Raw genomic sequence first — 21,764 nt, forward strand, 5'->3', positions numbered from 1 at the left:
CTTTCGTTAAGCGTTCATCAAGCCGGATCTCTCCTGAAATGGCACTGTTTCATCATTTTAGTTACGATCCTTTCATAGATAGCCAAGGGTATCTCACTATTTAACAATCAAATAAGTTATTTATTGGAAATATAAACTTCTTTTTCCGAAAGGAAAATCAATGCAATAAAATAAATGAGTGAAATAACACCGATAACAATCGAAATCCAATTTAAACCTGCTAGTGTATAAAAATAATTAGATACTCTATTCAGTAAGAACATAATGAAACAGATAGCAATCGGATGTCGGTAACCAATACTACGCAATCGCTGAATTTCCAGTAATGAAAAAGTACAATAAGCGATACCATAAATGATAAGAATAACCAAACCATAAGCAAATGAAATGGAAAACCCCAAATCCAAGTCAATACTTTTTGATAGAGCCTCATGAGTGTATCGATAATTAGCACTTACAAATAAAGAATTAATCACCTTAATTGATAGTGTCAATAAAATAGCAGTTAAAATATAATAACAAAAAAATGAAAGTGACTTTCTTTTGGTATATAAAAATGCGGTGCCTATTTTTCCTTCTGACATATGCTCCCTTTTTGATGTCGTTATTAGGATCAGTTCAAGTAATAAAGTCTACTATATTTAAAACTTAGGAAATCCGGTAAATATAAAATCATTTCCAACACCTTGAGGGGCTTGTGGTGGAATATACACCTCAGGCTCATCCGGTGCAAACTGCCCAGAGAGTGGCTCCATTAAACGAATATAAAAATAGTGATAATCTATTCCTTCTGCGCGCTGTATATCGTGGATAAACCAACTATAGAGCTCATTTGAAACAGGAACATATGATACCGGAAATGGCATATTATCATATCCCGCCGTACCACAGTCGATATAGTATTGTGCCCGACGTTTAGCGGGCCAGTATATTTTATCAAAAATATCAGGAGGGACTGGATTAAGCCTTCGTGTTTTGACCTGCCATGCCATTCTTGCTACATCTGATAACCAACCCCAATTTTTCTTCAATAACGCCATTTTTTCAGAAGCACCGAACGCAGCTTGTCTAGACTTAGCTGAAATATTAAAACCACCTTGATGTGAACCTGCGGATAATAATTCAGCTTTTTCTTGATCCTCTAACTTTCGTAACTCATTTTTATATTCATAATGTTTCTGACCTAACCACGCAAAATAGCTATCAAGATGGGCATTTAAAGCTGTATAACTTAATTTTTTAAGCGGAAGACCTGATTGGTAAAATTCAACCCACTCCGTCGCCTTTTTACCTTTCACTTCTTGTTCATCTTGAAAATAGAGCCATGTTTCGAAATCCGTCTCGCGAAGTTCATCGAGTTCAGGAAACGGGACCCCTGCATGAAACGCAGCTAAATGCATTTTGTTTAAGGCGACCTTAGCGAGTTCTTCATTGGGCTTCTGTTCATTATTTCTTAATCCCCCGCCAATATCCTCACTGCAACCAGGTAATAGTTCCTCTTGATGATGCTCCCCACTTCTACCTGTTAAATAGAGACAGCGCCATTTGCGTTTTTCATGCGCAGCAATCAGATGCAAAGACTTTTTAACTTGCTTAGGTAACGGAGTCATATGGTCAATGTACTTACGCCCTGCAACGGTAGTAATTAATGAATCAACCGCAACCTCTGTCACTTTATTGCTTTTTGCCATTATCGTTAGTGCTTTCAGCCCATAGTCCAGCCCATTGTCATCACTTTGAGGCGTGTCACGAGAGCAATCAAATAAACCAACAAAAGGAATATCCACCCAAGCACCACCGTGAATCCCCCCGTAAAAATAGAGGCCCGTATCATAATCTTTTTGGCAAATTTGGTTAATTAATACGCCGATAAAGTATCGGGCTAGTGTCGCTCCCATATCAAAGCCAAAGACTGAAACTGATATGCGATGAAGTGGAATGTCTCCCGTCTCTTTCGCTTCTTGGTAAGCCTGTTTAATGACTTCTTTTAAATCATTAATCCGTGTTTCAACCCCAGTCAAAAAGTTATAGGCAATAAACTCGTTATCCCTTAAAAAAGGTGCTGCCTCAATGCCTTTTTTGGTTATTTTGGCCGTATAATCGATAAGAGTCTCCCCCATCAATTTCATTTGCCCTTTAGGAGATAATAATTCTTCAATCTCTTTAACTCCACCGCCACCAAATAAAGTATCAATACCAATATCTTTAAACGCATCAATCTCAGCATTGACAATTTCATCCTTAGTCTCATCTTTAAAATCACTATAGACTTCCGATGCGACCTGACCTGCCTTTTTATCCGTAAGAGCTTGATAAGGAGTTCCTAGGCCTGAAATATAATATTTCCAATAAATATCATTTTCTGTACTTTCTTCTGTTTTTTTGAATGCATAAAACAATTTAGCGATATTTGATGTCTTTCCTTTTGGCTCATCTAAATCCTTATTTCTCCCAACACCATCAAAAAACAAGCCTATATGCAAAGATTTCGAACAATTTCCTAATTTCCCCTCTCGAGTATGTTTTGCGCGATTACTTGCCCCTATAATAGCATCAGTGCTTGCCCTTTTTTCATTACTCATGGCTTTCCTCCGTTAAACGTTGCGTTTCATCGAAGGGATTGTAAGAAGAGCTTATTTTTGAGCTCCACTCTAATTTAATTTTTTTCATGGGTAGAAAATGAACATGAAGATTTTTCTCTCCTGCCTTACGTTCAGGCAAAAGCACCTTCATTTGATAATTTTCAGGGCGCATGCCCACATCATATTGTGAACCTTTAACACTTAGCGTCCATTTAACTATTGCTACCTTTCCTGTAATGATGCCACAACAAGTTGTCGCCCCCATCCCAGAGGCATAAGGGTTATACTTATATGCTGAGGCATTGCCTCCCATCATACCGTTCAAGGTGAATCGGGAAATCGGTCTATCTTGCCAATTATGAATAATTAGTCGAACTTCTTCATCTTCAATAGACGTCTCTGCAATAGCCGTTGATAGAAACAAGCTCCATATCCCAATCGCTATCACAAAGGGTAACAATAAAAACCATAATGATTTTTCATTACATCGTTTAATCCACTGCATTAAATAACCGCCTTATTTTTGCGTTCAAATTCTTTTATTGCATGGGCAAGGGAGTATTTCCCTTGCTGAATATTTTCTATATAGGGAGCATCTAACAACTGCGTTAGCAGAGATTGATAACCTTCCAAATACAGTAAAGCATAGGTTGTTCTATCATCACTTTCGGTTAAACCTGCTTTCTCTGCTTTTTTGAGAGTTTGGATAACTTTCTGCCGCTGAATGCACGGCGGAAAATGCTGGCTCATTGGCATCTGTTGCCATTGGGCTAAAACACTTTTGACTTCTGGATCATCATCAATTTGCTGCCAAGTCGTCTCATCCAAATACACCGTTCTGTCGTGGGTTTTGGGCTGCGCTTTAGTAGCGATATCGGTCGGTTGCCAGCCCGACAATGTCTGGTGCCACCACGTGGTTGTGCCCGAAAACAGGTAGTAGTGCCAATCTTCTTTCTGGCAACGGGCTAACACTGGCATCACCGCATGAATATAAAACCGGCTCACTATCGTTTCGAGATCGGGTTTTACTAAGGTGCATCCCCACGCCAATTGCATCGCCAAGGGTTTGAGCGCTAATGATGAAAAAATGACGGTGGCAACTTGCTGAAACTGCGCCATTTCAGCGGCTAAATCTGCGTTGTTTTTCACCTGATACAGCCAGGGTCCCACCCATTTGGCTTCAATTAGCTGAGGGTGCTGATAAAGGGAATACAGAGAACGCGTATGTTTTTGCTGAAAAGGCTCAATGGTCTGTTCGGCAAACGCCCCGCCCTCGATTAACAGGTAAATATTTTTCTGTGATTGATTTGCCGCTTGAACTAAATTTTCCATGGCTAAAATTTCCTAAGGTCAACACGGGGATCATTGCCTGCTATGGCATTAAGTAAACACGGAATACAAATGGGTAAAGGCAATGCCGGAAATTGTGCCATCTTCATCGGTAAAGTATTCGGCCCTGCGGTGGCCATCTTCGGTATCTTGCGCAAATAATCCCCTGAGGTGCCGTACTCTATTTTTCCGTTCTCCAATTTGAGATAACTGCCGCCGCCGTTTAGGATAATCCGTTTTTTGCCGGTAAAATTGATATCAGCCCCCGAGGTGATAGTCTGCTTTTGTTCACTGAAGATATCTAAACGATTATTCTGCGCTTGAACGGTCAGTGAGCCTTCCCCTGCAATCACCCCCAATTTCCCAGTACGCGCAAACAGTCCTAACTTATCCCCTGTGGACATGGTCATATTGCCGATAACGCCCACACTGATATCACCGTCAGCATTGATGGACAGGTTTTCACTGGCGGACAGTTGTAAATGTTCACCACTGGTAAACGCCATTCCTTGAGGGGCTGAAAATAACAGGCTCTGGTTCAGTGGCTCTAAACGTTGCTGTAACAGTTGTTTTTGGCTTTCAATATCCGCTTGCAGGGCTTTGGCTTGTTTCGCTGCAATGTTGAGTTGCTCGCGCTGCTGTAGAAGATGAGCGATTTCTTTAAGTGCGGCATCCATATCCAATACCTCACCTTGCGCTTTTGGCTGTTCATCGGCACTGATAAACAGCCCTTTACCGGCTCGAATAGCGCCCCATTCATCGGTACGCAGTTCAGCCCCTGCGCCGCGCATTTTCCCTTGCGCATCGACGAGATGCCCCTGATTCAGTTGCGTTTTACCGTACTCCGTCGCTAACTTGATATGCGTTTTTTCCCGCTTATCTTCCATGCGTAATTTATTGTTGGCGGGGGTGCGAAGTACATTGCGGGTGTGGTTATCACGGTTAACATGGTCAGGGTGTTCTGAGTCATGAAACGCAAACGCAATATACGGTCGGTCAATATCCCCATCATCAAAGGCAATGGCGATTTCAGTGTTGGCAATCAACGGCGCATGCAATCCGTAGGTCTCCCCCGCATACGGTTTGGCTAAACGCAACCAAAGATACGCATAGCCGGATTCGCTCTGACTGCGGTCAAAATCCAACTTAACGCGATAGCGCCCGTGCTCATCCAGCCATGCGTAAATATCGTTGCTATTACGGCTTTCAATACGGGCTGGCAAGGTTCCGGCGATTTTCGGGCGCGGTATTTCAGCAGGGCGATAGGCGTATTGCTCACTGTACGGCATGCCCTTGAGGGTCATCTGTAACGACACATCACGGGCCGCATGGTAAGTGATTTGCGTGATAAATACGCCGTCTTTCAGTTCATTAATAGGGACATTTGCAATCTCCAACACACTGCCGGTCATCAGGTAAAAGGCGTTGGTTTGTAGTGCAAATTCAGCGGAGGGATTGAGGAAACGCTCTTGCCGCAAGCGGCTGTAAAATGCGCCACTTTCGGCGTCGAGGGTTTCTGCGTGTTCATCCTCGGCACTCAAATAAGGCGGCGCATAGTGATACTCATCACCCAGTGTTGTGTTACTGAGTGGATGCAGCGTGCTCGTTTCCATCGGCGAAAGTGCGGTGCGATAATTGTAGTCTTTTACCGTGACGTTGCCTGTCACCACTTGATGAGCCAGTTGCACATCCCATACCGAAAGTTGCCCGTTATCGTGTTGACCGGATGGCAGCTGGTACGGTAATTTTTCACCAAATTGGTAATTGAGTTGGCTGTCGAAAAATAGCACTTTGTCGTTATCGGTCTTTGCCGAGTATTCAAGGCGATAACCAACCCCGACTTCAGCGAGTAAACGTTGGATAAAGGCTAAATCGGTTTCACGCCACTGAGTTATCAGTTCTCGCTCGGGGTATTGCTGTTCTAACTTAAACTCATAATCTGCCCCTTCAAAACCGTGGAATTGCAGCACATTTTCAATGACTTCAATGACCGAGACATTTTGGTAAATGGTGCTGCGCTCGGTATGACCGAGTAACGCTAAACGAGGTTCGAGCAACACGGCATAATGGGACTCATCGGCGCTGGTGGATAACCATTGTAAACGGGTGATTAACCCCGACACGCGCTTATTTGGCCCCATGCTGAACGTGGCTGGCTTTAATAGCGCCTGCTCAGGTAGGATTGAATCGAACGTTGACGTAAATTCAATCCGCCATGATGAGGTCGCATTCAATTTTTCTACACCTTCAAATTTTAGGATATCGATATCAAATCCAGCATCTTGGATCTCAAGTTGATAAGATTGATGGGCAAGAAAAGCGTTTACTGTTTCTATCATGCTATTAATCCTTTAGCGGTAACAATCTCAGCCAACCGTCACCCAATTCAATCACACGTGGTTTATCGACATCTAAGTCTTCACGGTTAATCACCAAACGCCAGGTGTTTTCTGATAAGTCGGGATTGCGAAACATGCCGAGCACCGCAACAAATTTGGTCTCTTTTTCGAGGGGCTCATCCAGAGAAACTTGCCCTTGGGGCATCACCATGACCGAAGTGGCATTGAGGGTGTCCTTTTTTAATATTTCATCCGACTGCGTTAACAGTGCTTGATACATCGCCCCTTCGACGGCTTTTTTGTCTTTCAGTTGATACACCCACACCATGGTGGCGAGCGGTGTTTGGTCTTCATCGGCATTTAGCCCTGAACGCGGGGTGAAATCTAAGCGCAATGTGGTAATTTTTTTATAAAGGATCGCGTCTTTCATGCTAACTGTCCCTTCTTTTACTGCCTGTGCTAATCCGCAACCTGCCAGTAATCCGCACAGACCAAGCACCACTATTTTTTGGCTAATGTTTTTCACGGATGCAATTTTCCTTTCATTAATGTATCCCTCATTTGTTCGCGCTTATTCAAAACGATAATCCCCTCGCTCGGCTTCAGGTCGCCCTGCATGCTCAATACCGTGATAACGCCCTAAATTCACGGTCAGAAATTGCCGGTTATCACTGAGCTTGCCCCCTTTTAGCCCTAATAACCCTGTTCGTCCCAATTGAATACGCGACGTTTTTTGTAAACGCGGCTCGGAAAGCACTCTCACGGGAACTGTTAGTTTTAAGCGCGCATCGCTGCGGTACCCCAAATACACGCGTAATAGCACTAAAAGGTCGGCATGCAAATGTCCGCCCGGCAACCAGCCTTGTGCCTCTTGGGGGTGGTGTGTGGTGAGGGAGATTAGAATTCGGCTTGTGGTGTCGCGGGCGGTTTTACCCAGTGTCGCCCGCGTTGCCAATGAAACACGTTGATGGCGGGCTAACCCCGTTCGTTCGTCGACGGGGACTTTAACGACATCGTATTCATTAATGACCGCCTGAGTATTCGGTGCCAGCAAAGAGACCAATGCTTTGACCCCTTCGCTGTTGCGTGTGGGTAATCGCATGGTGCTCAGCAAGGCTAAAAAGCGTGATATTGGCGTGGCGATCCTCTCCGCACTGCCGGGGATCCCCAAGCCAATCAATCCCAATAGACATTGAGAAGTGGCATCCGTGCCTCCGGCTTCAAAGGTCGCGGGATACGCATATTTGCGCCAGATACGGTAATACTGAGTGGTGATACGGTGATTAAAAATATCCAGAAATTCCGTTAAGGCTTCCGTCCCCTCCACACCTTGTGCGATATCATCGAGATAACTGGTCGGTAACGGTGAATCGACGCCGTACAACCCTAAAAAGTTGGTGCGAACCGTTAATGGGAGTTCGGGGTTGTTCGGGTTTTGTTCCACCGTGCGAAGTTCACCCGCCGGAAATCCCATACCCGGCCAAGGACGAAACCGTAGTGGATCATCTTTAATGTCGTTAGTGGTGCCGAGTAGTGGCGATTGCGGTGCGGCTTTTTCCAGTAATTGACAAAAACGGTAGAAATTCGCACGCCAAATCGTCGGCTCAATGTGTTTTATCAGCCGGGTACGTGTTGACTGTGATTCTCTTTCCATCTCAGGCGCTTTCCTGTGGGTTGAATAACAAGGGTTAATTGGTTAAACAGGTGGATATACGCATACAGCGAAAAAAAGCGCTGAAGCATTTCGCCAAATAAATTGATATCCCCCTCACCTGCGAAGTTATTGCCGTTTAGCGTGATTTCAATATCGACCCCGCGCATCATGTAGCCTTGTTCGAAACGGCGTATCAACGTGTGTTTCACCCCGACAATGGCTTCCAGTCGGCGACGATTCATTTCATCATCGGTCCAATCATATAGGGCCAAAGTGCCGCGAAGCACTTCCGGGTTATCCATCATGCTTAAAAAGTTAGATCCCAGATGGCTCATCACTCGCCAGTGAAAACGGTCGTTCGCAGGCGGATATAACGGAATGGTCGGTGCGGTAAGATTGCGGACTGTCACTGGCACTTTACCCGCTTTTAATACGCTATCTAGCACTGTGCTTTCAAGGGCTTTACGGGGGAGTTGCCCATTGGTGCCAGTTAAACGAATGGATAATAGCTCAGGCTTTTCGGCAAGCTGAGCCAGTTCAAATTCTTTACCGCCTAAAATCAGCCACGTATCGTAAAGACCGGAGGGCCCACGTTTAATGCGGGTATGAAAATAGCGTTCAGGGGCATCATGGCGCATCATGCCCCCACGATGACGAAAACTGCTAAATGGCACGTATTTCGGTTTACCATTTTTAATTGAACCGTGAATGCTGTCTACGCTGTAAATTTCGGTATGGCCGTCTTGTAATCGCAGGGGACGAAGCAGGTATTCATTCTCCAGTGGATTGACGGTTAACGGATCACCTTCCAACGGAAAAAGATTGATGACCGGCGCACAATGCAACCGGAAGTTCTCCGTTTCAAAAGGTAAATCTGCGGACCAGATTTCATTGAGCACGATATCAATTTCAAACCAGGTCGTCGTTTCCGTAAACTTGGCTTTCTCTAATCCCTGTAACGCCAAAAACATAAATTTATGGCGAAAACTAAAGTATTCCAGCAACAGCTGATACCCACTAAAGGCCGTATCCCCTTTCGGCCATAAATGGTCGTCATCGGTAAACCCCATCGGTTTAAACCAACCGTCAAAGGGAATACGTTCTTCGCCTGTTTCTGCATGGCGAAGGTACATGCCATGCACTTGGCGCGTCATCGCAAGGTGTAATGCGGAACTGATCGGCGCATCTGCACTGAGAAAAATCGGTAGGCTATCAAGGTAAGTCTTCGACCAATCCACTTTTTCAGGGCAGGCAAAGCGTAAGCAAATGGTGGAACGCCCATTTGGTTCGGTCTGTAACTTGGCGTTGGCAATGGAAAGTGGGCGTAATAACACATCTTGCGTGGTGCGGTACTGGCAACGCGTGCGCTGGGCGCTGATGGGTCTTGAAATCACGCCAAACCCCGCAGGTAGGCATTCAGCTTGGCGTAAATGTTGCCACTCTGGCGCAAATTCAACAATAGACAGTGATGGGATGGTGCGCAAATAATGGGGCCACAGTAAGCTCACCAGTCCTTCTGTCAGCTCAGGCAGGTCATCATCCAGTTTTTCCCGTAAGCGCCCCATCAAAAAGGCAAACCCCTCAAATAAACGTTCGACATACGGGTCGTTCGCACCGGGTTTATCTAAGTTGAGCATCGCCGCTCTATCAGGGTGTGCATTGGCAAATTCTTTACCCGCTTCTTTCAGGTAACGTAATTCAGCTTCGTAATAGCGTAGCGTCAAATCATCCATTTTAGGACTTCCTAAAACCTATTAAAAAATGAAAATAGCGGAGGCTCTTGACCGAGCCTCTCATCAATTAAGTCAACGTGGGTCAACAAGGTCACCCACAACATCGGAGGTATTCAGAAAGATATTATTAGGCAAGCGGAACTGCTGGAGTTTTAACAAGGCCAGTGGACCACTGTCGAGTTCACTGCGTAAAATAAATCGTAATGTTCCGCCCCCTTTCGTGCGCCACACCAACTGATAACGGCTACTGTCGAGTTGTGTAACTTCGGCTTGCTCTAATAAGCGTATCAATCCCCAATTACCTTGATAGTTTGCGTAGATTTGCATTCCCGAACGCACACTTTGCCAATTGAGCGTCACGCCCGGATAATAGCTTTCCCCCGGCCAGATAAAACTTTTCCAACTTTCCATTTGGTTGAAGTAATCCAGTTTTTGACCATCAAGAACCAGCTGAACTTGAGCGACACCTTTGGACGGTCTCGCCATCAATTCAAATCGAATATTGGCATCACCTTGTGCAAACACAATGTCAGCGATATCCGCCAACTGATTAATGGCTTTGAGGAATTCCGGGTTGATGGTTAAGCCTTGGCTCATCGACGGGTCTACCACCCAGCGATTGCCTTCTTTATGGACAATGCCCCCCAGATTGCTTTTGATGAATTGATCTATTCTCCCTGAATCACTACGTAAGAATTGGGCAAGTAACGGTAATGACGCATCACTCCCTGTCGCGTTGAACGGATAACGCCCTGCAAAAGCTTTGTTCCATTGTGCCACGATGGTGGTTTGCCAGCGGGTATTAAGGTTATCCGCAGCTGGCGATAAGATTTGTCGCCACGCTTGTTCTAACGGCTGCACAAACAGAGACTGCCCAAAGCTGTTCCATTCTTGCCCTAAACTGGCTGCCACTAAGTTGCTGTAATCCAAGGTGTCAGTTAAATCGATAGTTTTACCTTGAAAAACCGTTTGCGCTAACATTTTTGCCATCGCTTGCGGATCTGACGCATTACTCACTTGCTGTAATTTCAGACGGACTTGGGTGACACGAGCCAGCCACGATTGGAAACTGAGATTGCCATTTTTCCCGGTACCATCCTTACCGTCCATCATCTCCAGGATCGGACCAAATACGTCATCCAGCGGGCCTTTAGGCGCTTGGTTTTGTTCAATAAATTGCTTAACGTGCTTTTTCTTGTCTAGCAATTTCACCGCAGAATCCACAATATTATCGGCAAGCGCCTCGGTTTTTTGCCCCGTCTTACCTTGCCACGCTAAGGTGTTCATTAACGCCACCAGTGGGGATTGGCGTACATCAGCTAACACATTCAGCTGCGCAATCACTTCCGATAACGAATCCGCTTGGTGCCATTGAATGCTGTTGATCATATTGAGCCAACTGTTACCGAAGTCCACGAAATAGCGCTCTGTGAGTCGGGCTTTTAAAGCTTCGGGTGAGACCTCGTTATCCACCGCTTGGGTCTTATCGGTTAATACCCAGTCGATTTCATTACGGCGTTTATTGACGACCTCATCAATGGCGGCTTTGACTTGCTCTTCCCACGCCTGCCGGGTAAACACGCCAGGGACTATTTCATCGGTGCTAAATAACAGTTGTGCATCGGTATCACCCACCATGTCCATTAAGGTTAAATCGGGCCAATTGCTGGCAACTTGTTTTAAGACTTCTTGATACAGACCCGCTTCCGCATTTTGTTGACCGATTTGTTTTAACAAAATCTTACGCGTGGTGTTTACCAAGGTCATGTCGGGTTTGAGAGACAGTTCAGAATGCTTAGGAAGATTGTCTGCCCAGAACTGAAATAGCGATGGGGCGAGATGTTGCCATTCCCCTTTCGAAACGCCACTACGTTCAGGCCAAATCGTCAAGAGATTTTGTGTGAGCCAAGTGGTATCAACGTGGTCGGTTGAAGCTAACATCAGATAGAGTTTCAAGGCGTTGTAGGCTAGCTGTGTATTTTGTTCCCGTGCACTGCTCGCTGGCGGTAATGCGACATACGCCGCTAATTGCATTTTTAGCTCATCCATCGTCGCGGCTTTCATTAACGCTTGATGATTTTGTGTATATAGCGGCCAGAGCCTTGCTAAAGTTTGGCTGTCTTGATTTAACCCAAAACGGGTGTACCACGGTGCCCCATGCGTTTTACGGTATTGCAGACGGGCAATGTCTTCTTGAAGCACATACTGATTTTTCAAACGCTCCCCGAGTGGAACTTGTTTATCTGCGGCAATGCGAGCGGTTTCTTCTGCATGCCGAATAGCGGTTTGGTTCACGATGAATGACGTGATTGCGCCTGCACACCACAACAATAATAAGGTGAGGATGGTAACCTGAGCGGCTTGCCTTGCATTCCAACCTAATTTTTTGGCTTTGAGGCCGGATGCGGTATTGAAGAAGGTTTGCCAGACGGATGAACTCCCAAGCGCATTACTCTGGCGGTGAGGAAAGCGTTGCTCCGCGCTGAGGATCACCCCTTGAACCTGTAATGAAGCATGCCCTGCCATGATGTGTTGGAGTAATGCTCCCAATTGAGATTGGAGTTGTTTTTGTAACTGCTCACTGATACGCAATAGCCAACTCTGCTGAGGTGATTGCAATAGCACTTCCATGCCCGCGTCCCGCAAAGGTGTGACTAAGTCAGTTAAATCTGCGACGGCCTGTTCAGGTGTTGCCCTTGACTGAAAAACAGCACCAATGGGCGATGATGTGCCACTTTCTTCCTTCCATAGCGACTTTTCAATTAACCATAACCAAACGGGCACACGCCAACCCAGCGATGAAGACAGCTGTTGATGGCGGCGTAAAACATTATCTCGCTCAACCTGCGTAGGCAGAGATGGTAAGTCAAACACAAGAACACAACCATCTAATGGACGCGTTGGGCTCACGGCTTGGATTGATGAAAGATACTCATCACTTAAACTTTGTTCTGGTGCTCCACCGTAAAATAACACCACGCCATCCTGTTCTTGCCAACCCTCTTGCTTTAATCCAGGGGTCGCGAATTCAATCTCCGCATCTTGCCCTTGAACCAACAATAATTTGACCTTGCGTCGCCAAAAGCGCCCATAGCGTAATCGAAGGTGATCTTGTATCGCATTGGCATCAATGACCGCCTCACCCTGCTCGTCATCGAATCCAATCACGGAGGCATTTTTTGATAATTGCTGTTGCTTATTTTTACCCCATTGAACATACAGCCCGGATTTTCCAGAGAGCATAAACAGCTTTTCGGTGATCCAGCCCAATAGCAGAACGAATACAGCGACCAAACAACTCACGGTTAAAATGCGATCGCCCTCATAAGGGCCTAATCCGAGGGATGACGCCATCGATTCAGGAAAAGCGTAAAATAAGAAAGCCACAATGATAATTAAAAAAATCAACACGACGGCGGTGGTACCCATCAATGTTTTTACTTTCACCTTAGACATGTCTTGTGCTTTCCTTATTATTGTCTGTTTGGCGTGAAATCACCGTTATCCAAATTTCGTCATCTTCGTGCTTAGGTTGAATTGCTATCAGCTGGGCAGCAGAAGCATTGTCTTGGTTCAAACTGGCCTCGGCTAAGGCCGTGGCTATCCAAGGCGCCGTTTTTCCTGTATTCCCTAGAACCGGGTCAATCATTTTATTGGCCTTGCTCATGCTAAATTGCAACTGGTTGTGTTCGCAGGCTTTGCTCCAGTCCCCCTCTTCGTCTACTGACTGCCCTGCAACCCATGCCGCAGAGATCGTTTCAGGGGGGACATTTCCCCATAACATGGCTTGAGATAAACCTTGAGACAGATTGTCATGGCCACTTTTTTCTGGGCGATGAAAGCGAGTGGTGCAAGGGATATCGTGGATTGGTCGATTGCTCAAGAGAATACAGCCGATGGCCTCACCGTCATCATCCACAGGCTTCGAGTTATATCCAATAGATACAATCAGTAATAGGGAAGGAATATCCCAACGGGTATCTAACCATGCATCGATGGCCTCTAGTCCTTGCCCCGATATAAGACGAAAAACGTGTGAGCTTTGTTTTTTTAAGGTTTCCAACAAGATTGACTCAGTTAGTGGCTGTAACGCACTATCGATTTCCAATACGCAGTAACAAGGGATATCATCGGGGATTTTTTGTAATATCGGTTGAATTTTTACTGCGATGTTATTGATGCAGTCGGTGAGCATCAACATCGAGTCTGGCTGGTCAAACGCCGCTAAAGGCGCATAACGAAGAGGCTGAGAGCCTGAACGAAAAGGTTGTAACGCCACAAAGGGAACCGATTTGTTGATCGCTTCAAGGCTGCGATTTGCACCTTGCCCCGCAGGCGTTTCAATATAAGCATCCAATAAATAGGCGAATCGCTGACCGCGTTTGATTTCAGATTGGATCAGTGTTTCGCGTTCGTCATTCCACGTGCTTGCAGCCACCTGTTGCATTTTATACGCCATCCGCCGCGCACCGAAGGCTAAACCCCAACCACAAATAGGTAATCCCACGGCAATAAACCAAAAAATTAATCCCGTTCTGTCTTTTGTCCAAAACCATAAGGTCAGCGCAAAACCCATAAATACGATAATCAATAACGCCACTAACCAGCGGCGTGTATTAGGACGAGGCACTTTCGCGGCAGCAGGCGGAATGGTGTTAAGCCAAACAGGCATGTCAGCCTACCTTGGCAGGGGAAAAGGAGCTGATTAAGGTGCAGCCGCAACCGCATTTATGCCCCTGAAAAGCGACAGGTATCCCGTTATCGAGGTAGTTAGGGTTCCCTTCAATGATGGTCGTGGGACCATGACCTTTTTTCGGGCAAGAAACCTGATCGCCTTTGCGTGCCACCCCAATGCCCCCGAATTTCATGGTGTCAGAGCCCGTTAGCACGGTGCCACCGTGGGTGGTTTTATCCCCTTTACGAATAATTTGTTGCATGGTTTAGTCCTTTAATTTTTAACCGAGTCATTGCTTAATAAGCTACGTTATCGTTTAAACACAATTTATAGGCTTTTAAATATTGATGATTAAACGTTAAATTCACCGTGTTATCTGGATCAAATGTAATATCATGCAAGGTATTATTCATTTTATTAAAATAGACCCAGCCTATTGTTCCTGTTCCAATCGTCTCTATAAAAAGCTTTGCTCGGATAAAATCATCATTATCTTCGTCAATAATTAAATTAATATCCGCAGAATTTACTTTCCATTGTGATAAATCAAAGTTACTACTTCTGACAAGTTCTGTAATATAATCATAGCATTGTTCATGACGCTCAGCATTTGCACCGTAACTGAATAAAACTAACATCGATGCGATTCCAGATAAAACAAACGTTTTCATCCGATTAATTCCTTGGTAGTTTTTTCAGTGGGTGCCAAACATCGTTGTAGAATAATGGGCTTTTTACAAAATATTTACCATTAGCCCTTTTAATGGTAAATTGTGGTGGGTTTTCGTCACACTTATCCTCATTATTTTTATTGTAAATCAATTCAATTTCATTTTTATTGTGCTGAATGTCATAATTTCCATCACACCGAAAAAGTTCATGCCAAGATGATATGGATAATTTTGCCGTTCTATTGTCAATAAAATTGAACGTCCAATTAATAAAAGATGTGTTACCATCATTTAATTTTTCACCTGTATATTCATATGAGTATGCACCGCGGATGTTTTGCACCGAATAAGATGAAAAAGAGACGGCCATTAATAATGCCGCTGTATAAATTCTATTTAGCAACCTGCTATTCCTTTTTAATTACGTTATTTATTATATATTACACGCTTGACTTTAGATTGACGCTTATACCTAACCTTGCTGTATCGTACACTAATTTAATTGACAAAATCACCTCAACCATTTAATCATCAATGTGATGATTTTCCTTATCTTGAAATTTTCGCAAAAAGACTTCGATATTAAGCTGTAATATACATGTCTTCAAGAAAGATGATTATTGAACTGAATATAAATATTCAGGGCAACTGCTTTCAACATCGTAACCGAGATAGTAGTATAATTTAAGGTTGTTAGGCTTATTTTTATCATAAAAGTAAAGCCCTTCCGTGCTTAAGCAAGTCGCAAGCTTTAAAGTGTGATTATTATAATTTACAGTGAAACTTGATGGATCTTGGGCAGTGAAATGGATTTTCACCTTGTGACCCTTATCATAAATATAGGCAAAAAATATACCATCACTATCGTCATGTAGTTTCTTTTTGTAATTATATTTAACTAACGGTAAATTATTTATCAAATTATATCCATCATTTCCTTTTTCGGTTTTTTGAAAGTCATTCCCATTCATATTGTAACACTTAAATTCACTGTTGTTATATTGATTATTTACACAAGCTGTAACCATTTTATTGTTTAAGTCATTTTCAGTTGAGTACAGTATTTTTTCATTTGGTGAATAGGAAAAAAAACCAATGCTTAATGAATTATCATTCATCGCATAAGTCATGCCGCTAAATAATAATATAATTAATAGTTTATAGTTCATATGATTAAACTCCCATTTTAATAAAAGATTTATGCACCATCATCCGACCAATGCGGTTCATCAACAACTAATTTAATGACCCCAAAAGATGCCCCTGCATCAAAAAGATTTTTCAAATTTTTAATTGGAACGTTTGCACCACTGCCGTTAATCAAGCTTTTTCCAATTATATTCGTAATCGTCATATCAATAGCTCTTCTCTGGGTGTGCCTAGAGGTCAATGATGGTTTATATTTAATGACATATGCCCTATCCATTTGCTGCGCAGCTTTTTTTGCTGATGCTAAATCACCATTGTGCGTCCAATCAATATTGACTCCTTCTTTTTCTGGAACTTTACTCGGGTCAAAATTTTCCCGCGAGATGGCATATGCATAGTGCATAAGGTAAGCGCGTTCTGGTGGTCTGAATGTGGCAGAAATTCTTACATTTCCCCCTGCATCTCTTATAGCTTGTATAAAGCGGGTGACAGAGGAAGAAAAATCAGGTGTCAAGTCATTAACATCGACGCTTGTCGGAAATCGACTAACCCAGTGTACGCCACTAGGTTCTTTTATTTTTATTGTATTATCCTGTTCAGCGAAGCATGTACAATTATTTATTAATTGTTGGCCTTCCGATATAAGTCTATTTAATCTAACAAGCAACTCATTTCTTGTTATTTTACCATCACTATTACCGTCTTTTGTGTCTATACTTTTATTCGCTTCATAAAAGTTTTTTCCACTTAATTTGTCTTTTTCTACACTGTACATAATGTAGTCGTTATCTTTACCCACAGCTTCAGGACAAAAAATATACAAATAAATATCTTCAGGAGATTTAACTCTGTTCAATATTAATTTATTGCAGAGAAAATATAGTTTCACAACATCTAGTTGCTCCAATTCATCCATTAATGCAAGATCTTGTTTTGTATATCTTTTGTTATTAATGTTATTTATCTGAGTTATTGCTTCACCTGTAAATTGAATTAGACCTACGGCATTATTTTTAGCAATCGAAGGATCCGAGATTATATTTTCTCTAGGTACTCCTTGATATCTTTTTTTTGTTTTTCCACTTGAATCAGTATATGGAAGTAATTTTATCACTGAAGATGAAAACGTTCTTGATGTTTCCGCTGCAATACACGCCATTAAAACATTGGCATAATCATACTTTTTCTCCTCCCCCCATAGTTCAGAACAGATTCGTAAAATTTTTCGTCTAAATTCGCATCCTTTGGTGTTTCCAAGTTTTTCTGAAACAGTTTTACCCCATATTAATTTGACGCATTCATAATCTGTTTTAATTGCCGATAAAAAAACTAACGGATGCATATGCCACACTTCAGGACCGATTTTTTCATTAGTCACATCCTGCATCCAAACCATACTATCAAGAAACTCTTCGCTGTAAGAACGCCATAAGGGCGCTTCTTCACTGAGTATATTTAAAAATTTTTGCCAAACACTATCGCTTTTCTTGTAATACCAATCACTAGGGTGTTTGACTATGGTTTTATTGACGATATGGGAAAACATCGGGTTATGAAAAGCGCGGCGGTATTCCTCGGGTGAGTAAGTTTCTTGTTTATCCGATTTAATCTTATTAATTAGTCGCTGATAATTATGGGCGATAATTCCTTTTTGCGGCACAGAGGAACCCGTGATTTCGGCTTTAATATTTTCATAAACTGAGCTGATAAATTCGACTTGGGGTTGCACATGACCATTTAAGTGGTCAAATGCATCTGCATTTGCAACTAAGGCTTTAAATCCTAACTCTGCAAGGTCGCATTGGGAAAGAAATTTTGAGTATTGGGCGATATTTTCTTTAATAAGTTGGTCTTGATGCCCCATAGCCCCGAGCTCATTTGTTTTTTTGCCTAATGCTCCGAAAGCTGACTCTTGTAATTTTTTCTTGTCAGTTTCGTTGAGCTCATTTAACGTTATTTTCGGTATTGCCCCTAAATATTCTGGTAGCAAGTAAAACTCTTTATTATCTTTGCCTTTTTCTGTTTTTAACTCACTCAGTTTAAATATTTTTTCCCACTCAACCACGCGTTCTGTTTTTATAAAATCATCACCTTGCTTGTCCCACAGCATTAAATCGGGCAAACATTTTAAATACTGGGGCTTATCATGCCCAATCTTTTCTGGATTTTGCAAAAATTGAGGCAAATTGTCATCGGCACTAAAACACTCTATATGGACTTGATAGCGTGAATCAATCCCTTGTTCTTTAGGCGCTTGATAGAAGCCCATATGGCCAATACTATCGCCTGCCTTAATGGTTGTTGGTGTCGTTAAACTGACCACCTTATCAAATTGCATCATTTCTTTGGCAGGGCTGACTAACTGTTGCCACCAACTCGGCTCTATCTCAGGCAAAATGTTATTGTTATCCACCAACGTCCAACATTGGTCTCCCACGTTTAATTTTGATGTGCCTGCTATTTTTTCAATTGTCACCAAGCCATAAAGTCGCCCATTCACTGCTTTAAGCTGGCGTTGACTATCATGTTTATCCCAAGAAACAATGGAGCCTTTTGGTAGCGCGTCTAATTTGTTCTGGTCTTTATAAGTATTCGTGCCAGCAACCGCTTTCCATTCTGGTGAATAAGTCGGCAGCTTATCTTGTGTAATCCATGAGGGATTGGCTTGATAGGCGGAATATGGAGCAAGGTGCATATAGAGGGTATAAAAGTGCAGTCCGCTCTTTTGTGTTTCACCGGGTTGGATATAGTGGCGCACCAATACAAATGAACCAGATAAATTTAAATTACCGTTTTTCCAACCTAGAGGTAGATAATCTTTATTCATTCTATAGGCAACGATTTCTCCATCCGCCATACAGCGAATAGCTTGCTGCCCTTTATAAGGAATAGGGAAACTCGCCTTTTCGGTGATGGCATTACCACTTAAGGCACACCAAGGCGTAGTCGCATTGGTAATATGGATACCGCTGTGCCACATTCCATTACGACCCAACAAGTAGTTCCCTGTCGATTCCCCGCTCACATGCGCCATGATTTCATCTAGGTTTGAAAATTCTTGACCACGTTCATTTTTAGGGATAGGAAAAACAATCTTTATATTTTTGTTACCCAAAATTTTATTATTCTCAGTATTCTTTTTTTCTGGATTCGACACGGTACCGTTAGTTGTATTACTGTTTTTATCTGCCATTACAATTCCTTAAATACTCGTTGATTTTTAACCATCCCCTTAATCATGCAATGGGTGCTTTGTCACTAACTTCTGTATTTCAATGTCCGTCACATCAAACTGCAATGTTTCACATGCGATATCGCTTCCAGATCCTGGAACAAGGTAATTCGCGGCTTTGATGATGTAATCGCCTGATGAACCATGTTCAACACCTTGTCCGCTCAATTTTAGGTATGAGCCGCCGCCGTTAAGGGTCAGGGTTTGCGGTGTCGATATCACAATTTCATCTTCGCTGCTGGTGATGGTGATTTGCTGCTGGGCAAACAACTCCATCGTATTGTGTTGGGCACTAATTTCCACAGCGCCTTGGTTTGCAATGATTTTCACTTCTTCTTTGTGTGCAAATAACCCTAATGCTTTTTCAACAGCGACGGATAAGTTTTGCATCGCGCCCATATCAAGATGCTGCCCTGCGTTAACCATCGTGTTACCTAAACTATTTAATTGAAGGTGTTCACCAGACGTTAATGCAATTCCTTGCGGCGCACTGGCAAGTAACACGGCGGATTGTAACTGCTGTAAACGAGAATCTAAGAGGTCGATTTGCGATTGAACATCTGCGGCGAGTGCACTCGCTTTTTCCGCTGTTTGAGACAATGTTTGCATCTGTTGGTTAGCTTGCTGGATTTGCTGCGCCGCTTGGGTCATGTCCAGTACATCCCCTTGAGCTTTTGATTGCTCATCTGCACTGATAAACACCCCTTTTCCTGCGCGGATTGCACCGTGTTCGTCAGTACGTAATTCAAACCCTGCTCCGCGCTGTTCTCGCTGCGCATTAACCAAGTGACCTAGATTGAGTTGGGTCTTGCCATACTCCGTCGCCAGTTTGATATGTTCTTCCTGACGCTTATCTTCCATGCGCAGTTTGTTATTGGCTGGGGTTCTCAGCACATTGCGGGTATGATTATCGCGTGTTACGTGATCGGGATGTTCAGAGTCATGCTGCGCATAAGCAATATACGGTCGGTCAAGGTCACCACCGTCAAATTGCACCGACACTTCAGTCCCATCCAATAAAGGTGCATGCCATCCATAGGTATCACCTGCATAAGGCTTGGCTAAACGTAGCCATAAATAAGCAAATCCCGCCTCAGACGACTCTCTATCAAAATCCAATTTCACTCGATAGCGCCCGAATTCATCGAGCCACGCATAGGTATCGCCTTTTTCGCTACTTTCTACTCGCGCGGGCAATGTTCCGGCAATGATAGGCCGAGGGAGTAAAGGAGGTCGGAAGCATAAGGTTTCACGGTAGAGTTGCCCGGTAAACTGCACCTGAAGGCTAGCATCTCGAGCGCCATGATGGCGAACATGGGTGATTAACACACCGTCTTTCGCCAGCTGAGGAAAGACACCAGTCATTTCTAAGACTTGACCAGGCGCCAGCATTGGGCTGGTCGACTGCCCCGACACCCACGATTGGGCATTAAGAATGCGTTCATGGCGTAGTTGAGAAAAAAGGCACCACTTTCTGGGGTATCAATATCACCGACATTCAAGAAAGGTTCCGCATAGTGGTACACTTCCCCTGTAGTGACTCCCTCAAACCCTGAAATTGCTTCAGTGCTATCTTGAGGCGTTAATGCCTGACGGTAGTTATAATCACGGGTTGCGACCCCCTCACTAACCACCTGATGCGAAATTTGCAATCCCCAGACACTGTCTTGCCCATTGTCACTCATACCTGATTCATGGCGATAAGGCAGTGAGACGCCAAACTGGTAGTGTTCTTGGGCGTCATGGAAAATCACTTTATCCAATTCTAATTGAGTGTCCATTTCCATACGCCAATAAATGCCGACTTCAGCAAGAAGTCGTTGAATAAAGGCTAAATCCGTTTCCCGCCACTGGGTAATCAGTTCTCTGACCGGATATTCACGAGAAAGCTGAAACTCAAAGTCTGCCCCCTCCAAACCATGACGGCGCAGTACTTTTTCAACCACTTCCGTGACCGATTGATTTAAATACACTTCACTGCGTTTGGTGTACTGAAGTAAGGCAATACGTGGCATTAATATCAAGCTGTACCGCGTTTCATCCGTAGACGTTTTCAGGTGTTTGAATTCACTGATAATCCCATACACCGTTCGTACCGATTGATTAGGAAAACTGGGCAATAATGACGTTTGATAGGTAAAGGCCCCCGACTTCAGTAACATCTGCTCGGGAGTGATATGTGCATTGCTGCACGTTACTGTCACTTCATACCGCCAAGGTTGACTGAGGGCCTCTTCAGATTCAAAGCTCAGTACATCTAAGAAATCAGAACAGTCCTGAACCGTTAAATGATAACGGGCGTGAGAAACTGCGTTCTTCACCGTTTGTGTTAATGCATTGATGACTGAATTAGGCATATTCTATTCCCTCAGAAATGGACACGAAGTGAAAGTAAAGACG

At 43.6% G+C, this 21,764-nt stretch carries 16 protein-coding genes and 1 pseudogene; all 17 read right to left on the reverse strand.

All coding sequences use genetic code 11. The features are described from left to right. Window positions 1–116 precede the first annotated feature (116 nt). Complete coding sequence (locus P2E05_RS13550; RefSeq protein ID WP_272658105.1) at window positions 117–584, reverse strand: hypothetical protein; 468 nt, start codon at window positions 582–584, stop codon at window positions 117–119. 57 nt (window positions 585–641) lie between these two features. Continuing rightward, window positions 642–2,582, reverse strand: coding sequence for a DUF2235 domain-containing protein (locus P2E05_RS13555; RefSeq protein ID WP_276122826.1), 1,941 nt, complete (start codon window positions 2,580–2,582; stop codon window positions 642–644). Continuing rightward, the gene (locus P2E05_RS13560; RefSeq protein WP_276122827.1) at window positions 2,575–3,087 is read right to left on the reverse strand and encodes a DUF3304 domain-containing protein; all 513 of its coding nucleotides are present in this window, start codon (window positions 3,085–3,087) and stop codon (window positions 2,575–2,577) included. Before P2E05_RS13560 ends, P2E05_RS13555 begins: the two co-directional genes overlap by 8 nt. Beyond that, entirely contained in the window at window positions 3,087–3,914 is an 828-nt protein-coding gene (locus P2E05_RS13565) for a DUF4123 domain-containing protein (RefSeq protein ID WP_163862563.1), read from the reverse strand. Before P2E05_RS13565 ends, P2E05_RS13560 begins: the two co-directional genes overlap by 1 nt. Before the next feature lie 2 nt (window positions 3,915–3,916). Further along, window positions 3,917–6,250 carry a type VI secretion system Vgr family protein gene (locus tag P2E05_RS13570; RefSeq protein ID WP_276122828.1) on the reverse strand — a complete coding sequence of 778 codons (2,334 nt, stop codon included), beginning with the start codon at window positions 6,248–6,250 and terminating at the stop codon, window positions 3,917–3,919. Window positions 6,251–6,254: 4 nt separating this feature from the next. Next, the gene (tssJ, locus tag P2E05_RS13575) at window positions 6,255–6,776 is read right to left on the reverse strand and encodes a type VI secretion system lipoprotein TssJ (protein ID WP_272667761.1); all 522 of its coding nucleotides are present in this window, start codon (window positions 6,774–6,776) and stop codon (window positions 6,255–6,257) included. A 45-nt stretch (window positions 6,777–6,821) separates the two neighbouring features. Continuing rightward, on the reverse strand, window positions 6,822–7,904 hold the full coding sequence (gene tssG, locus P2E05_RS13580) for a type VI secretion system baseplate subunit TssG (RefSeq protein WP_276122829.1): 1,083 nt from the start codon (window positions 7,902–7,904) through the stop codon (window positions 6,822–6,824). Then, on the reverse strand, window positions 7,868–9,637 hold the full coding sequence (tssF, locus tag P2E05_RS13585; protein ID WP_276122830.1) for a type VI secretion system baseplate subunit TssF: 1,770 nt from the start codon (window positions 9,635–9,637) through the stop codon (window positions 7,868–7,870). The genes tssG and tssF overlap by 37 nt, the downstream gene beginning before the upstream one ends. Before the next feature lie 72 nt (window positions 9,638–9,709). Beyond that, on the reverse strand, window positions 9,710–13,093 hold the full coding sequence (locus tag P2E05_RS13590) for an ImcF-related family protein (RefSeq protein WP_276122831.1): 3,384 nt from the start codon (window positions 13,091–13,093) through the stop codon (window positions 9,710–9,712). Beyond that, complete coding sequence (locus tag P2E05_RS13595) at window positions 13,086–14,309, reverse strand: hypothetical protein (RefSeq protein ID WP_276122832.1); 1,224 nt, start codon at window positions 14,307–14,309, stop codon at window positions 13,086–13,088. The genes P2E05_RS13590 and P2E05_RS13595 overlap by 8 nt, the downstream gene beginning before the upstream one ends. Window position 14,310: 1 nt before the next feature. Beyond that, the gene (locus P2E05_RS13600; RefSeq protein ID WP_006662537.1) at window positions 14,311–14,574 is read right to left on the reverse strand and encodes a PAAR domain-containing protein; all 264 of its coding nucleotides are present in this window, start codon (window positions 14,572–14,574) and stop codon (window positions 14,311–14,313) included. Window positions 14,575–14,608: 34 nt separating this feature from the next. Then, window positions 14,609–14,983, reverse strand: coding sequence for a hypothetical protein (locus P2E05_RS13605; protein ID WP_276122833.1), 375 nt, complete (start codon window positions 14,981–14,983; stop codon window positions 14,609–14,611). Window positions 14,984–14,987: 4 nt separating this feature from the next. Next, on the reverse strand, window positions 14,988–15,386 hold the full coding sequence (locus P2E05_RS13610; RefSeq protein WP_154624965.1) for a hypothetical protein: 399 nt from the start codon (window positions 15,384–15,386) through the stop codon (window positions 14,988–14,990). Between the two features lie 214 nt (window positions 15,387–15,600). Continuing rightward, window positions 15,601–16,152: a hypothetical protein gene (locus P2E05_RS13615; RefSeq protein ID WP_154635743.1), complete on the reverse strand. Its 552-nt coding sequence runs from the start codon at window positions 16,150–16,152 to the stop codon at window positions 15,601–15,603. A 29-nt stretch (window positions 16,153–16,181) separates the two neighbouring features. Further along, on the reverse strand, window positions 16,182–19,325 hold the full coding sequence (locus tag P2E05_RS13620; protein WP_276122834.1) for a hypothetical protein: 3,144 nt from the start codon (window positions 19,323–19,325) through the stop codon (window positions 16,182–16,184). A 39-nt stretch (window positions 19,326–19,364) separates the two neighbouring features. Beyond that, window positions 19,365–20,225: a DUF2345 domain-containing protein gene (locus P2E05_RS21955; RefSeq protein ID WP_420794212.1), complete on the reverse strand. Its 861-nt coding sequence runs from the start codon at window positions 20,223–20,225 to the stop codon at window positions 19,365–19,367. Between the two features lie 12 nt (window positions 20,226–20,237). Next, window positions 20,238–21,721: pseudogene (locus P2E05_RS21960) on the reverse strand (type VI secretion system Vgr family protein); the annotation flags it as partial. Window positions 21,722–21,764: the final 43 nt, after the last annotated feature.

Origin of the sequence: Providencia stuartii (genome assembly GCF_029277985.1) — a bacterium.
In the GTDB taxonomy this organism is placed as follows: domain Bacteria; phylum Pseudomonadota; class Gammaproteobacteria; order Enterobacterales; family Enterobacteriaceae; genus Providencia; species Providencia zhejiangensis.